Genomic DNA, 13,277 nt, shown 5'->3' with positions numbered 1-13,277 from the left:
TGGTCAGACGGGGACCGGGACCGGCTCCTCGCTGAGCCCGACCTTGCGGTGCAGGCGCCGCAGCGGTCGCGGCGCCCACCAGGCCGCTTCCCCGAGCACCCGCATGGCTGCCGGGAGGAGGATGCCGCGGATCAGGACGGCGTCGATGAGGATCGCCAGCCCGACCCCGAGGCCGAAGAACTTCATGAAGCTGATGTCGCTGACCATGAACGCGAAGAAGCTGGTCGCGATCAGGGCGGCGGCAGTGGTGACGATCCGACCGGTGTGGGCCAGCCCCTGTACGACCGCATCGACGTTGCTCAGCCCCCGCCGGCGCATCTCGGTGATCCGGCCGAGCACGAAGACCTCGTAGTCCATCGACAGCCCGAACGCGATCACCAGCAGCAGGACGACCATCGATACGTTCAGCGGCATCGCGGTGAAGCCGAGGAGGTCGGCGCCGAATCCCTCCTGGAAGATCACCACGGTCGTCCCGATCGTCGCGCCGAGGCCGATGACGTTGAGCACCAGGGCCCGGAGCGGCTGGACCAGACTGCCGGTGAACAGGAACAGGATCACCACCATCGCGATCGCGAGTCCGCCGACGGCGTACGGGAGCTTGGCGCCGATAGCGTCGAGCGAGTCCAGCAGCTCCGCGGCACCCCCACCCACGAGCGCGGTGGTTCCTTGTGGTGACGGGACAGCGCGTACGTCACGGACCAGGTCACGCGCCTCCTCGGACTGGCGGTCGAGCTGGTTGACGACGGCGAGCTCGTCCACACCGTCGCCGGGTGGAAGTGCCGGCGTCGTCGACGCGAGGGTGCCGTCGACGTACGTCCCGACGCGGGTGTCGACACGGTCGACGTCGTCGACCCGGGAGAGGTCGGCGGCGTACGTCGCCAGGCTCTCGTCGTCGACGACCGAGGTGGTCACGACGCGGATGGGGCTGGTGCCGTCGCCGTCGAACTCCTCGCGAAGCAGGTCGCCGGCCTGACGGCTCCCCGCCGATGCCGGGAGGACGCGGTCGTCGGGGGTGCCGAACTCGATCACGGCCAGCGGCGCGGCCATCGCGAGCAGGACGGCCACGACCGGGAGCGCGACCCACGGCCGTCTGGTGACGAAGCCGGCCAGCCGTGTCCAGAACGGGGCCGCGCCACCGCGGAGACCGCGTACGCCCGGGACGCGGAGGGCGTCGATCCGGTCGCCCAGGAGGGTGATCGTGGCAGGGAGCAGCACCACCGCGACCACGGCGGTGATCACCATGACCCCGATGCCGGCGTACGCCGAGGAGCGCAGGAAGTAGAGCGGGAAGACGAGCAGCGAGGCCAGGGAGACCGCGACGGTGGTGGCGCTGAAGACGATCGTCCGGCCGGCGGTCTCCACGGCGCGCACGACGGCGTCGGAGTGCTCCGCTCCTGCGGCTCGCTCCTCGCGGACCCTCGCCACCATCAGCAGGCCGTAGTCCACCGCGAGGCCGAGTCCGAGGCCGGTCGTCAGGTTGAGGGCGTAGATGGAGACGTCGGTGAAGTTGCCGAGCACCGAGAGCTCGGCGAAGGTGCCGGCGATGGCGAACCCGCCGACTCCCATGGTGACGATGGCGGCGACCACGTTGCCGAAGGCGAGGACCAGCAGCGCGATCATCAGCGGGATCGCGATCGCCTCAGCAAGGGCGAGGTCGGCACCGATCTGGCTGCCGACCTCCTCGAAGGTCGCGAGCTGGCCGCCGACGTGGACCGTCGTGGCCCCGTCGGTCGCGGTCTCGTCGGTGTAGCGGTCGATCACCGCAGCCGCGTCGACCGCGTCCGGGTTCTTCGCGCCGACGGAGATCAGTCCGTGGGTTCCGTCGTCCGAGATCATGCCGGGCCCGGGAGCGTCGAGGTACGAGACGACGTCGGTCAGGTCGTCATCGGCTCGCAGGCGTTCGACGAGCGCCTGAGCGTCCTTCGCGGCGGTGCCCTCGGTCACGGCGCCGTGGGCGGCGCTCACGGTCAGGAGGAACCCGGCCCCGTTGCCGAACCCCTCCTCCAGCGCGATGGCCGCGCGGCTGCTCTCCGAGGCGGGGTCGTCGAAGCCGGCGTCGTCGAGCTTGCCGAAGGCCGAGGTGGCCAGATAGATCGCGCCGAGGAGAGCGACCAGGCCGATCACCAGGACCCGGCGCGGATTTCGCACCACGAGGGTGCCGAGTCGGTGGAACACGATTCCTCCAGAATGAATGTGGGCAGGCGTAAACTTTGCAGGTGTTAACTTTCCCTTTGATGTGGGCAGGTGTCAACATGAATTCCGTGAAACCCTCAGAGAGCTCGGACGAGGGCGCCCGGCCCTACCACCACGGCGACCTCCGGAACGCGCTGGTCGATGCGGCCGCGACGCTTGCCGAGGAGGGCGGCCCGGACGCGGTGACCATCCGAGCTGCGGCGCGCGCGGTCGGCGTGACCCCGACCGCGACCTACCGCCACTTCGCCAACCAGGCCGACCTGCTCGTCGCCGCCAAGCACGAGGCCATGGACCGGCTGGCCGCGACGATCCTCGACCTCCTGGCCGCCGAGAAGCCGTCTCCGCATCCGGCCGAGGCCGCGGTGCAGCGCCTCGCCGCGGCCGGGCGCGGCTACATCCGCTTTGCCCTAGCTCAGCCCGGCCTGTTCCGCACTGCCTTCCTCCGTCCCCACGACGGAGACCCACACCCGCCCGCGGAGATGTCAGCGATCCTCGCCGAAGCCCCGCCCTACGCCTTCCTCACCACGGCTCTCGACGACCTCGTCGCGGCCGGCTGGCTGGCTCCGGAGCTGCGCCCCGAAGCCGAGACGGCCGCCTGGGCCGCCGTCCACGGCCTCGCGGTCCTGCTCATCGACGGGCCCTACCGCACTTGCCCCGACCCCGAGCGCGATCGCCTCATCAACGTCACCCTCGGCATGGTCGTACGCGGCCTCTCCGGAGGCCCGGCCTCCGACGCGCCGCTGAACGCAGAATGAAAGACTGAGCCCATGTACTTCACCGACCGCGGCATCGAGGAGCTCGTCACCCGTCGGGGCGACGAGGAGGTCACCCTCGCCTGGCTGGCCGAGCAGCTCCAGGCCTTCGTCGACGTACACCCCGAGCACGAGACCCCCATCGAGCGCCTTGCCACCTGGCTGGCCCGCCTCGACGACCCCGAGGACTGACCCCCGCCGAGTCCGCAGCTCTGGCGAGCGAGAAATCAGTTGTGGGCGACGAAACGATGGTTTCGTCGCCCACAACTGCGGCTTCGGCCGCCAGAACTACTACTATTCGGCGAGGTCCTTCTCGGCTCGCTTGGCGGCGGCACGGAGCTCGAAGAGCTCGGTGGCGAGGCCACCGATGGCACCGGCCACGTCGCGTACGGCGCCGGTGATGATCATGGTGACCTGGCCGACCGTGGTCGCGGTGACCTCGACGGCACTCTGGGCGACATCCTTGCGGATCTCGTTCTTGCTCAACTCGGGCTCCATGACAACCCATTGTGGCTGGTCAGGCGTCATGCCGCCACCTCGGTAGCGAGAGCGGGAGTGCTCTCGACACCCACGGAAGCCGGCTTCTTGCGGTCGGGAAGGGCGTACTTGCAGATCTTCTTGAAGACGCCCCACAGCTGCTGGTGCAGCGGGCCGGTGTTGTAGGCCAGGTCGTAGCGCTCGCAGATCTCGCGGACCTCGTCGGCGATCTCCGGGTAGCGGCGGGCGGGGAGGTCGGGGAAGAGGTGGTGCTCGATCTGGTGGGACAGGTTCCCGGACATGATGTGGAAGATGCGCCCACCGGTGATGTTGGCGGAGCCGAGGAGCTGGCGGTAGTACCAGTGACCCTGGGTCTCGTCCTCGCACTCCTCCTGCGAGAAGGAGGCGACGCCGGCCGGGAAGTGGCCGCAGAAGATGATGTTGAACGTCCAGATGTTGCGGATGATGTTGGCGGTGAAGTTTCCGGCGAAGGTCAGCGGCGCCAGCGGGCCGGTGAGCAGCGGGAAGAGGACGTAGTCCTTCAGCGTCTGCTTCTTCACCTTGCGCCAGATCCGGGCGCCGATCTCCTTGTTCTCGGCCCAGGTCCGGCGACCGGCGACGAGCTCGTCGACCTCGAGGTCATGCATCGCCACCCCCCACTCGAAGAACGTCATCAGCAAGAACGCGTAGAGCGGGTTGCCGAGGTAGTAGGGGTGCCACTTCTGGTCCTCGTCCATCCGGAGGATGCCGTAGCCCACGTCGCGGTCCTTGCCCACGATGTTCGTGAACGTGTGATGCATGTAGTTGTGGCCGTACTTCCAGTTCTCGGCCGGCGCCATCGTGTCCCAGTCGAACATGCGCGAGTTGAGGTCGGGGTCGCCCATCCAGTCGTACTGGCCGTGCATGACGTTGTGCCCGATCTCCATGTTGTCGAGGATCTTGGAGATCGACAGACAGGCGACGGCCGGGACCCAGCCGATCACGGGCAGGTAGAACAGCGCGCGGCCGGCGAGCTCGAAGGCGCGCTGCTTCTTGACGATGTCGTAGATGTACGCCGAGTCCTTCTCGCCCAGGTCGGCGACGATCCGCTGGCGGATGGCTTCCATCTCGGCGCCGAACGCCTCCAGCTCCTCGGGGCTCAGCCGGCGGTTTCCGGTGTTCTCAACGGTGGTCATGGGGATGTCTCCTTGGAGGAATCGTCAGAGGTCCACGGAGCAGTCGCCCTCGGGCGTGCTCACGCAGATCCGGATCTGTTCGTCGGGGAGCTCGGAGGTCTCGCCGGTCAGGATGTTGCGGACCCTTCCGGAGCTCTTGTTGGTCGTGCAGGAGAAGCAGATCCCCATCCGGCAGCCGGACTCGGGGGTCAGCCCCGCGGCCTCGGCCTGGTCGAGGATCGTGGCGCCGTCGTTGGCGACGGTCTTGCCGGTGCGGGCGAACTCCATCTCGCCACCGGCCACGCCGGCGTTCTTGGGCGGCTTGAAGTACTCCACGCGGAGCGAGTCGGTCCCTTCGTACGCACCCTGGGCCGCCTCGATCAGCGACGCAGGCCCACAGGCCCAGGCCGGTACATCGCGGTAGCCCGGGACGAGCTTCTCCAGCAGCGCCGGGGAGAGGTAGGGCGCCCCGTCGGCGGTGTGGAGGATGTGCAGGTCGACGCCGTGGCCCTGGTGACGGATCTCCTCGAGCTCGTCGGCGAAGATCTGGCGGTCGGCGCTGGGCGCCCAGTGCAGGAAGGTGACCTTGCCCCGGTGCGTACGCCGCTGCAGGGAGCGCAGCATCGACATCACCGGGGTGATGCCGGAGCCTCCGGAGATGAGGAGGATGTGCTCGGGCACCCGGTCGGGGAGGACGAAGTCGCCCTCGGCCTGGGACAGGTGGACCAGGGTGCCGACGGTGGCCCGCTCGGTCAGGTACTTGGAGATGCTGTAGGGGGTCGCGTGCTCGTCGTCGTGGGCACGGACCGTGATGGTGAGCGGCTCACCCGGCTTCCCCTCGGTGTTGGAAACGGTGAAGACGCGGGTGGTACGCCGCCCCTCCCCCGTGTCGATGCCGACACTGACGTGCTGACCGGCGCGGTGGCCGCGCCAGGTCGAGGTGGGCTGGAGCGTCACGGTCGCCACCCGGGGCGCGCCAGGCGCGCTCACCTCCGGGTGGATGTCGGTGATGCGGGCACGCACCTCGTGCGCGGCCAGCATCGGGTTGATCTGGGTCAGATAGCGGTCGATGCCGTGCGGTGAGGCGAGCGCCGCAACCGTGCGGGAGCGGAGGATCCGGCCGCCGAGGTCGAGTGCCATGTCTTTCGCCTTTCAGTGAACATCTGTACACCGACAACCATGGCGGGTCATCCCAGCACGCGTCAAGACGCTGCGAGCGTGGTCCAGATCACGGTGTACAGGTGTGCACCTGACGCTCCACCGACCTCTGCGCCTAGGATGGTCTGGTGATCGAGACGGGTGCCGAGCCTGAGAGCCGTGCGGAGCGCAAGCTCCGGACCCGGCGAGCGATCCTGGACGCGACGCTGGAGCTGTGCACCGACAGCTCGTTGACAGCGCTCTCGCTACGCCAGGTCGCCAAACAGGTCGGCATCGTACCGACCGCGTTCTACCGCCACTTCGACTCCATCGAGTCGCTCGGGCTGGCGCTGGTCGAGGAGTCATTCGACTCGCTGCGCGACCTCTTTCGAGACGTACGCCGCAACGCCCGGGCCGACCAAGACATCGTCGACGGCTCGATCGATGCGCTCGTCGACCACGTTCACCGGCGCCGCGACCACTTCGGGTTCATCGCCCGCGAGCGTGTCGCCGGGCCGCGTTCGGTGCGCGAGGCCATCCACCGCGAGATCGAGCTCTGCGAGCGCGAGCTCGCCACCGACCTGGCGCTGATGACCGGCACCGACACCTGGACGGCCAAGGACCTGCACGTGCTCTCGTCGCTGTTCGTGACTGTCCTGGTCGCCACCGCCGAGCAGATCCTCTCCACCGCCCGTCCCGAGCAGGAGGAGCAGATCGTCGCCACCGTGCGCACCCAGCTGAGGATGTTGCTGATCGGCGTCTATCAGTGGCGCTCGGAGTCGTAGGAATACCCGGTTAACCGGGTATTCCTACACAGGCATACGGCTCAGCAGCCGCACACAGCAGGCTCGCGCCCGTGCTCGCACAGCTCGGCGAGCTCGGCGTCGATATCTGCATCCGGCTCCTCGGCAGAATCCTCAGCGGACTCCTCGTCGGACTCGCCGTAGCCCTCGGCCCGAGCCGGCAGCAGGACGGCCATCACGACCACGATCAGAGCCAGCGCGGCGCTGACCATGAACGCGGCCTGCAGGCCGCTCACCTGGGCAGCGATGGCGCCGACCTCGTCGATGACCTGGTCGCTGCGTACGGACATCACGGTGACCGCCAGCGCGGTGCCGAAGGCGGCCGCGACCTGCTGGAGCGTGCCCAGGATCGAGGAGCCGTGGGAGTAGAGGTGCGAGGGCAGCGAGCCGAGGCCCAGGGTGAAGACCGGGGTGAAGGCCGCCGCCAGGCTGACCATCAGGACCAGGTGCAGCACCAGCACGAGCAGGTAGGGGGTGGTCAGCGAGATCTGCGAGAGCCCGGCGAGAGCGACCACGATGCCGACGGAGCCCGGGATCACGAGCACCCGGCCACCGTACGTGTCGAAGATCCGTCCCACGGTCGGCCCGAGCAGACCCATGGCCAGGCCACCCGGCATGACCAGCAGACCGGTCATCAGCGGGGACAGGCCGCGCACGGTCTGCAGGTAGAGCGGCAGCAGGATCATCGAGCCCATCATCGCCAGGAACGCGATCGCCATCAGCACCAGCGCCTTGGTGAAGGTGGAGTGCAGGAACGCGCGCAGGTCCAGCAACGGCGTACCGACCCGCTGCAGGTGGAGCTGACGGAACACGAACCCGACGATCAGCACCGCACCGAAGGCGGCGATCACCACCGGACGCCCGACCTCACTCTCCGCGAAGCGGCTCAGCCCGTAGACCAGAGATCCGAACCCGAGTGCGGCGATCACCACGGACGCCCAGTCCACGGTCGACTCGGAGGTCTCGCCCACGTTCTCCAGCTTGCGCAGCCCGGACCAGGCGACCCCGATCGCGATCGGCAGGACCAGCAGGAAGAGCAGTCGCCACGATCCGAAGCCCAGGATCAGCCCGGACACGGTCGGCCCGAGCGCCGGCGCGACCGAGATCGCCATGGTGACGTTGCCCATCACCCGGCCCCGGTCGCTCTCGTCGACAACCGTCATCAGCGTGGTCATCAGCAGCGGCATCATCACCGCGGTACCGGCCGCCTGGATGACTCGGCCGGCGAGCAGGATCCCGAAGACCGGCGCGATCGCCGAGATCAGGGTGCCGGCGATGAAGACACCCATCGCCGTGGCGTACGCGGTCCTGGTCGTCACCCGCTGCAGGAACCAGCCGGTCACCGGGATGACCGAGGCCATGGTCAGCATGAACGCGGTCGAGACCCACTGAGCGGCATGCTCGGTGACCCCGAAGCTGTTCATCAGGTTCGGGATCGCGTTGAGCATGATCGTCTCGTTCAGGATCACCACGAAGGTGGCCAGCACGAGCAGGGTGATGACGGCAGGCGTACGCCGCTTCTCACCGTCTTGTGGACGATGCGATGTTGTGACGGCAGCAGTCATGACGTGTTCCTCGGGTCGTACGCAGGGGCCCGGTGCCACCCGCTCTATACATAGATCGAACGGGCGGGGCCGATTTCGACATCACGCCACGAGAAACTTTTCGAGCCCCCCGGCAGTGACACTCAATGGTCGCTTGTTGAACCGGGGAGAGTCGAACGATATTCCGTACGTCACACGGCCGTACGTCACACCGCAGGCGTCACAGAGTGCTGTGTCACAGGGTGAAGACGACCTTCCCGAAGAGATCACCGGCGTGCATCGCCTCGAAGCCGGCCTTGGCCTCGGTCAGCGGCATGGTGCGGTCGATCAGCGGGCGGGTGCCGGTGGCCTCGAGCAGCGATACCAGGCTGGCCAGCTCGTTGCGGGTGCCCATCGTCGAGCCGATCACCTTCAGCTGCAGGAAGAAGATGTTGGTCAGCATCGCGTCGTCGAGGTTCGCCCCGGACGTGGTGCCGCTGATGATGATCGACCCGCCCGGACGCAGCGAGCGCACCGAGTGCTTCCAGGTCGCCCGGCCGACGGTCTCGATCACCGCGTCGACCTTGACCGGCAGCCTCTCGCCCGAAGGCAGGGCCTCGTGGGCACCGAGCTCGAGGGCACGCTTCTGCTTCGCCTCGTCACGCGAGGTCGCGTAGACCTTCAGGCCGGCTGCCCGCGCGAGCGTGATCGCCGCGGTCGCCACTCCCCCGCCGGCGCCCTGCACCAGCACCGAGTCGCCGGCCTTGAGCCCGCCCTGGGTGAACAGCATCCGGTAGGCCGTCAGCCATGCCGTCGGCAGGCAGGCGGCCTCCTCGAACGACATCCCCGCGGGCTTCGGCACGACGTTGCGGCGCGGCACGATCACCTTCTCGGCGAAGGTGCCCTGGTGGCGCTCGGAGAGCAGCGACCGCTTCGGGTCGAGGGTCTCGTCGCCGGTCCAGTCGGGCGAGGAGATCACCGAGTGCACCACGACCTCGTTGCCGTCCTCGTCGAGGCCGGCCGCGTCGCAGCCCAGGATCATCGGCAGCGCCTCGGCCTTGAGCCCGACCCCCTGCAGCGACCACAGGTCGTGGTGGTTGAGCGAGGCCGCCTTGACGGTGACCGTCGTCCACCCGTCCGGAGCGACAGGGTCGGGCCGCTCCCCCAGCACGAGGCCGGAGATCGGATCGTCGGATGAGAACTTCTCGGCGTACGCAGCGAACATGCGCCCGACCCTACCGACCTGGGCGGTTCCTCGATCAAGGTGTGCAGATCGCGGAACGCTCAGGCGCGAGCGACCCCGTCAGCCCGAGCGGCCTCGGCGACCGCGGCGGCGACGGCGGGGCCGACGCGGGGGTCGAACGGCTCCGGGATGATCTTCGTCTCGGAGAGCTCGTCGCCGACCAGTGCAGCCAGCGCCTGCGCGGCGGCGAGCTTCATGCCCTCGGTGATCGAGGAGGCGTGCACGTCGATCGCACCCCGGAAGATCCCGGGGAAGGCGAGGACGTTGTTGATCTGGTTGGGGAAGTCCGAGCGCCCGGTGGCGACGATGCTGGCGTACTTGTGGGCCACGTCGGGGTGGATCTCCGGGTTCGGGTTGGCCATCGCGAAGACGATCCCCTGCGGGGCCATGGTCGCGACGAGCTCCTCGGGGACGGTGCCGCCGGAGACGCCGACGTAGACATCGGCGCCGGCCAGCGCGTCGGCCAGCGAGCCCGAGCGGCCGGTGACGTCCGCGGTCACCTCGGCGATCGCCTTCTTCGACGCGGTCAGGTCCGAGCGGGTGGAGGAGATGACGCCCTTGCGGTCGAGCAGCGCAAGGTCCTTGATGCCGAACTCGAGCAGGATCTTGGCGACCGCGACACCGGCGGCACCGGCACCCGAGATGACCACGCGGGTCGACTCCGGGTTGCGGCCGGTCAGCTTCAGCGCGTTCATCAGAGCGGCCAGGGTGACCACGGCGGTGCCGTGCTGGTCGTCGTGGAAGACCGGGATGTCGAGCGCCTCCTTGAGGCGGTCCTCGATCTCGAAGCAGCGCGGCGCGGAGATGTCCTCGAGGTTGATCCCGCCGAAGCTCGGCGCCATCCGGATGACCGTCTCGACGATCTCGTCGACGTCGGTGGTGTCCAGGCAGATCGGGATCGAGTCGACGCCGCCGAACTCCTTGAACAGCACCGCCTTGCCCTCCATCACCGGCATCGCGGCGGCCGGGCCGATGTCACCGAGACCGAGCACCGCGGTGCCGTCGGTGACGACCGCGACGGTGTTGGGCACCCAGGTGTAGGTGTGGGCCAGCTCAGGGTTCTCGGCGATCGCGGTGCAGACTCGCGCGACACCGGGGGTGTAGGCCATCGACAGCGAGGCCTTGTCGGAGACCGATGCGGTCGCCGCGATCGCCATCTTGCCGCCGCGGTGAAGCTCGAACACCGGGTCGCCGTCATAGGCGGTGGTCTCGGTGGACAGGGTGGACTCGGTCATTGGGGGCCTCCAGAAAACTACGGACTCGGACGTCGGGCGGTCGAACGCGAGCCGAGGGGTGGAGCCGCGCAAGGCGCCATCTACAGGGATGTGATGCCCGGATGGCGAAAAGTTTCCCACAGGCTACCGGAGGAAGCGGTTGATGTTTCCTACAAGGTGACGAAGCCCTCATCTGGAGCCCTCATCCAGAGATTTGCCCCAGGATGCGCGGGCGCGGCCAGAGTCGGGCGACGACGACGCCGATCATGTCGGCGTCCGCGACAGGCCCACGGTGACGGGAGTCGATCACGCCGGGAGCGGCCGGATTGTCCGAGAGCAGCCACCACGCGGGACGCCCGGATGCGGTCGTACGCCGCTCCACCGCCCGCTTCACCACGACCGCCCCGTCGGCGAGCCGCGCGACGACCACGCACCCGGCCACCGGCGTACGTCCGTAGGAGACCCACAACCGGTCCCCCGCCCGCAGCGTCGGCTCCATCGAGACCCCTACGACCTTCGCCATCCCCCAGCTGTGTCGGGGTGCCCTGGCCGCGATGTCTTCCATGCGGAGTAGTGTCGCAATCCGTAGGACACATGAACACTCTTTGAGAGGACCCGCATGTTCGCGCGACTTTTCGCTCCCACCATCGAGGTCTCGGCCCACTGCGACCTGCCCTGCGGCGTCTACGACCCCGCCCAGGCCCGCATCGAGGCCGAGTCCGTCAAGGCCGTCATCGCCAAGGCCCTGGACAGCGACGACCCCGACTTCCGCACCCGCGCGGTGCTCATCAAGGAGCAGCGCTCCGAACTGGTCAAGCACCACCTCTGGGTGCTGTGGACCGACTACTTCAAGCCCCCGCACTTCGAGGCCTACCCCCAGCTCCACACCCTCGTCAACGAGGCCACCAAGCTGGCCGGCGCCTCCGGCACCAAGGGCACCCTCGACCTCGAGGTAGCCGACAAGCTCCTCGCCAAGATCGACGAGATCGCCGAGATCTTCTGGGCGACCAAGAAGGCCTGATCTCTCCCGAGATTCAGCTCGTACGCCACAGCCGCTCCGTTCACGGAGCGGCTGTGGTGCGTTAACGGCGCGGCGAGAGCGGTCTCGTTGCATAATCGTCGGGACTCCCACAGAAGGACTGACAAACCCAGATGCCCCAGGTCGAACTGCGCGTTCCCGCAGAAGGTGCTTACGTCTCCGTGCTGCGTACGACGACCGCCGCGCTCGCCGCGCGCCTCGACTTCACGCTCGAGGACATCGAGGACCTGCGGATGGCGGTCAGCGAGGCCGCGGCGATCTGTCTGGAGTGCGCCGCGGAGGACGCTGACCTGGACGTCGTCTTCGACCTGGGCGAGGACACCATCGGAGTCACCGTGACCACGACCTGCGATGCCGTGGCGGAGATCGACGAGGAGAGCTTCGCCTGGCAGGTGCTCACCACGCTGGCCAGGGAGGTCACCGCCACCCCGGACGGTGATCAGCTCAGGATCTCCCTGGTCGCGGGAGCGACCCCGCTTGGAGCCGCGCGCTGACATGGCGCAGGAGACGATTCGGTCGTCGAGGTCCAGGAGCTCCAGCGAGGTGGATGACGCCCGCGCACGCTCCCGTGAGCTCTTCAGGACCCTCGCCGGCCCAGACCTGACCGACCCAGAACGGACCCGCGTTCGCGACGAGCTGGTCCACCTCAACATGGCGCTGGTCGAATACTGCGCCTCCCAGTTCTACGGCCGCGGCGAGCCGCACGAGGACCTCGTCCAGGTCGGCGTCGTCGGCCTCCTCAACGCCGTGGACCGCTACGACCTCTCCCGCGACGTGGAGTTCTCGACGTACGCCGTGCCCACGATCCTCGGCGAGATCAAGCGTTACTTCCGCGACAGCCGGTGGGCCGTCAGCGTCCCGCGCCGCCTTCGCGACCTGCAGCAGAACCTCCGCGACGCCACCGCCGAGCTCTCCCAGGAGCTCGGCCGCTCCCCCACGGCCCGCGACCTCGCCACCCGGCTCGGGGTCAGCCTGGAGACCGTCGTCGAGGGCCTGGAGTCCAGCAATGCGTACGCAGCGCTGTCCCTCGACTCCGAGAGCGACGAGACCTCACCGATGCTCGACTCGCTGACCGCCCACGACCTGCGCCTGGACGACGTCGAGGTGCGGGAGTCGATCAAGCCGGTGCTCGACAGCCTCTCCGCCCACGAGAAGCAGGTGCTGATGCTGAAGTTCTTCCGCAACAAGACCCAGACCGAGATCGCCGCCGAGCTCGGGGTCTCCCAGATGCAGGTCTCCCGGCTGCTCAACCGCTCGCTCGCCCAGCTCCGCAAGGCGCTGGAGGAGGACTAGGGCGCGTCTTCGGGCGACACGCCCGGGCGGTCCTCGAGCGCGGCGATGCTCGGCGGCGCGAAGATGCCGACGAGGGCGACGACCGCGACCAGCGCCAGCCCGCCCGCGATCGCGAGATCGTCCCGCAGGTTCCAGGCCAAGCCGAGCACGATCAGCTGGACGAGCACCAGCGGCGCCCGCGCCCACGACTCCAGTCGCCAGAACATGGCGGCGCACCAGCCGATGCCGGCGGCGCAGAGCAGGAAGAACAGGCCACCCGCGATCGCGGTCGTGAGCGAGGCGGCGCCGGGGATGCGTACGAACTCCAGCGCTCCCCAGAGCAGCATCGCCACGGTCTCGGCGCCTGCGGCGAACACGGTCAGCAGGAGGGTCCAGGGGCGATGCGGCGCGGTCACCTCAGCAGCCTAGAACCCTCGCCAAGCGTCAGAAAATCCGCAGCAGCATACACC

The 13,277-nt window shown here is 68.5% G+C and carries 15 protein-coding genes; 6 read left to right on the top strand and 9 right to left on the bottom strand.

Annotated features, from left to right (window positions below; genetic code table 11):
- Nucleotides 1-3 precede the first annotated feature (3 nt).
- A complete protein-coding gene (locus ABTW65_RS08780; RefSeq protein WP_350659653.1) occupies nucleotides 4-2,175 on the bottom strand; it encodes an MMPL family transporter in 2,172 nt (723 codons plus the stop codon).
- An 86-nt stretch (nucleotides 2,176-2,261) separates the two neighbouring features.
- Between ABTW65_RS08780 and ABTW65_RS08775 the strand changes: the two genes are divergently transcribed.
- Together ABTW65_RS08775 and ABTW65_RS08770 are read left to right on the top strand one after the other, a co-directional pair.
- Nucleotides 2,262-2,948 carry a TetR/AcrR family transcriptional regulator gene (locus ABTW65_RS08775; protein WP_350659652.1) on the top strand — a complete coding sequence of 229 codons (687 nt, stop codon included), beginning with the start codon at nucleotides 2,262-2,264 and terminating at the stop codon, nucleotides 2,946-2,948.
- Nucleotides 2,949-2,960: 12 nt separating this feature from the next.
- Nucleotides 2,961-3,137: a DUF6104 family protein gene (locus ABTW65_RS08770; RefSeq protein ID WP_183543693.1), complete on the top strand. Its 177-nt coding sequence runs from the start codon at nucleotides 2,961-2,963 to the stop codon at nucleotides 3,135-3,137.
- 102 nt (nucleotides 3,138-3,239) lie between these two features.
- On the opposite strand, the gene ABTW65_RS08765 is transcribed toward ABTW65_RS08770, so the two are convergent.
- Genes ABTW65_RS08765 through ABTW65_RS08755 form a run of 3 tightly spaced genes read right to left on the bottom strand, consistent with a single transcriptional unit; the run spans nucleotide 3,240 to nucleotide 5,716 of the window.
- On the bottom strand, nucleotides 3,240-3,443 hold the full coding sequence (locus ABTW65_RS08765; protein WP_350659651.1) for a hypothetical protein: 204 nt from the start codon (nucleotides 3,441-3,443) through the stop codon (nucleotides 3,240-3,242).
- Between the two features lie 26 nt (nucleotides 3,444-3,469).
- The gene (locus tag ABTW65_RS08760) at nucleotides 3,470-4,597 is read right to left on the bottom strand and encodes a fatty acid desaturase family protein (protein WP_350659650.1); all 1,128 of its coding nucleotides are present in this window, start codon (nucleotides 4,595-4,597) and stop codon (nucleotides 3,470-3,472) included.
- Between the two features lie 24 nt (nucleotides 4,598-4,621).
- Entirely contained in the window at nucleotides 4,622-5,716 is a 1,095-nt protein-coding gene (locus tag ABTW65_RS08755) for a flavin reductase family protein (RefSeq protein WP_350659649.1), read from the bottom strand.
- Nucleotides 5,717-5,862: 146 nt separating this feature from the next.
- Between ABTW65_RS08755 and ABTW65_RS08750 the strand changes: the two genes are divergently transcribed.
- Nucleotides 5,863-6,498: a TetR family transcriptional regulator gene (locus tag ABTW65_RS08750; protein WP_350659648.1), complete on the top strand. Its 636-nt coding sequence runs from the start codon at nucleotides 5,863-5,865 to the stop codon at nucleotides 6,496-6,498.
- Nucleotides 6,499-6,539: 41 nt separating this feature from the next.
- Here the strand turns inward: ABTW65_RS08750 and ABTW65_RS08745 are convergent, their stop codons facing one another.
- The 4 genes from ABTW65_RS08745 to ABTW65_RS08730 all read right to left on the bottom strand — a co-directional run bounded on the left by ABTW65_RS08745 (nucleotide 6,540) and on the right by ABTW65_RS08730 (nucleotide 11,061).
- Complete coding sequence (locus ABTW65_RS08745) at nucleotides 6,540-8,081, bottom strand: MDR family MFS transporter (protein WP_350659647.1); 1,542 nt, start codon at nucleotides 8,079-8,081, stop codon at nucleotides 6,540-6,542.
- Nucleotides 8,082-8,295: 214 nt separating this feature from the next.
- Nucleotides 8,296-9,264: a zinc-binding dehydrogenase gene (locus tag ABTW65_RS08740; RefSeq protein ID WP_350659646.1), complete on the bottom strand. Its 969-nt coding sequence runs from the start codon at nucleotides 9,262-9,264 to the stop codon at nucleotides 8,296-8,298.
- Between the two features lie 59 nt (nucleotides 9,265-9,323).
- Entirely contained in the window at nucleotides 9,324-10,517 is a 1,194-nt protein-coding gene (locus ABTW65_RS08735) for an NAD(P)-dependent malic enzyme (protein WP_350659645.1), read from the bottom strand.
- A gap of 181 nt (nucleotides 10,518-10,698) precedes the next feature.
- On the bottom strand, nucleotides 10,699-11,061 hold the full coding sequence (locus ABTW65_RS08730; protein WP_350659644.1) for a S24 family peptidase: 363 nt from the start codon (nucleotides 11,059-11,061) through the stop codon (nucleotides 10,699-10,701).
- A 54-nt stretch (nucleotides 11,062-11,115) separates the two neighbouring features.
- Between ABTW65_RS08730 and sodN the strand changes: the two genes are divergently transcribed.
- From sodN to ABTW65_RS08715, 3 genes are all read left to right on the top strand, one after another.
- Nucleotides 11,116-11,517, top strand: coding sequence for a superoxide dismutase, Ni (gene sodN / locus ABTW65_RS08725; RefSeq protein WP_350659643.1), 402 nt, complete (start codon nucleotides 11,116-11,118; stop codon nucleotides 11,515-11,517).
- 131 nt (nucleotides 11,518-11,648) lie between these two features.
- A complete protein-coding gene (locus tag ABTW65_RS08720; protein WP_350659641.1) occupies nucleotides 11,649-12,029 on the top strand; it encodes an ATP-binding protein in 381 nt (126 codons plus the stop codon).
- Nucleotides 12,030-12,078: 49 nt separating this feature from the next.
- Nucleotides 12,079-12,828: a SigB/SigF/SigG family RNA polymerase sigma factor gene (locus ABTW65_RS08715; protein ID WP_350659640.1), complete on the top strand. Its 750-nt coding sequence runs from the start codon at nucleotides 12,079-12,081 to the stop codon at nucleotides 12,826-12,828.
- On the opposite strand, the gene ABTW65_RS08710 is transcribed toward ABTW65_RS08715, so the two are convergent.
- A complete protein-coding gene (locus ABTW65_RS08710; RefSeq protein WP_350659639.1) occupies nucleotides 12,825-13,223 on the bottom strand; it encodes a hypothetical protein in 399 nt (132 codons plus the stop codon). The genes ABTW65_RS08715 and ABTW65_RS08710 overlap by 4 nt on opposite strands.
- Nucleotides 13,224-13,277: the final 54 nt, after the last annotated feature.

Origin of the sequence: Nocardioides sp. NPDC127503, assembly GCF_040302165.1 — a bacterium.
Lineage (GTDB): Bacteria > Actinomycetota > Actinomycetes > Propionibacteriales > Nocardioidaceae > Nocardioides.
Note: the sequence above shows the minus strand (reverse complement) of the source record. Positions and strands in the feature narration are given on the sequence as shown.

Coding starts and splice junctions, on each gene's coding strand:
- ABTW65_RS08770 (WP_183543693.1), top strand. CDS start 2,961: ATGTACTTCACCGACCGCGGCATCGAGGAGCTCGTCACCCGTCGGGGC.
- ABTW65_RS08765 (WP_350659651.1), bottom strand. CDS start 3,443: ATGGAGCCCGAGTTGAGCAAGAACGAGATCCGCAAGGATGTCGCCCAG.
- ABTW65_RS08760 (WP_350659650.1), bottom strand. CDS start 4,597: ATGACCACCGTTGAGAACACCGGAAACCGCCGGCTGAGCCCCGAGGAG.
- ABTW65_RS08755 (WP_350659649.1), bottom strand. CDS start 5,716: ATGGCACTCGACCTCGGCGGCCGGATCCTCCGCTCCCGCACGGTTGCG.
- ABTW65_RS08745 (WP_350659647.1), bottom strand. CDS start 8,081: ATGACTGCTGCCGTCACAACATCGCATCGTCCACAAGACGGTGAGAAG.
- ABTW65_RS08740 (WP_350659646.1), bottom strand. CDS start 9,264: ATGTTCGCTGCGTACGCCGAGAAGTTCTCATCCGACGATCCGATCTCC.
- ABTW65_RS08735 (WP_350659645.1), bottom strand. CDS start 10,517: ATGACCGAGTCCACCCTGTCCACCGAGACCACCGCCTATGACGGCGAC.
- ABTW65_RS08730 (WP_350659644.1), bottom strand. CDS start 11,061: ATGGAAGACATCGCGGCCAGGGCACCCCGACACAGCTGGGGGATGGCG.
- sodN (WP_350659643.1), top strand. CDS start 11,116: ATGTTCGCGCGACTTTTCGCTCCCACCATCGAGGTCTCGGCCCACTGC.
- ABTW65_RS08720 (WP_350659641.1), top strand. CDS start 11,649: ATGCCCCAGGTCGAACTGCGCGTTCCCGCAGAAGGTGCTTACGTCTCC.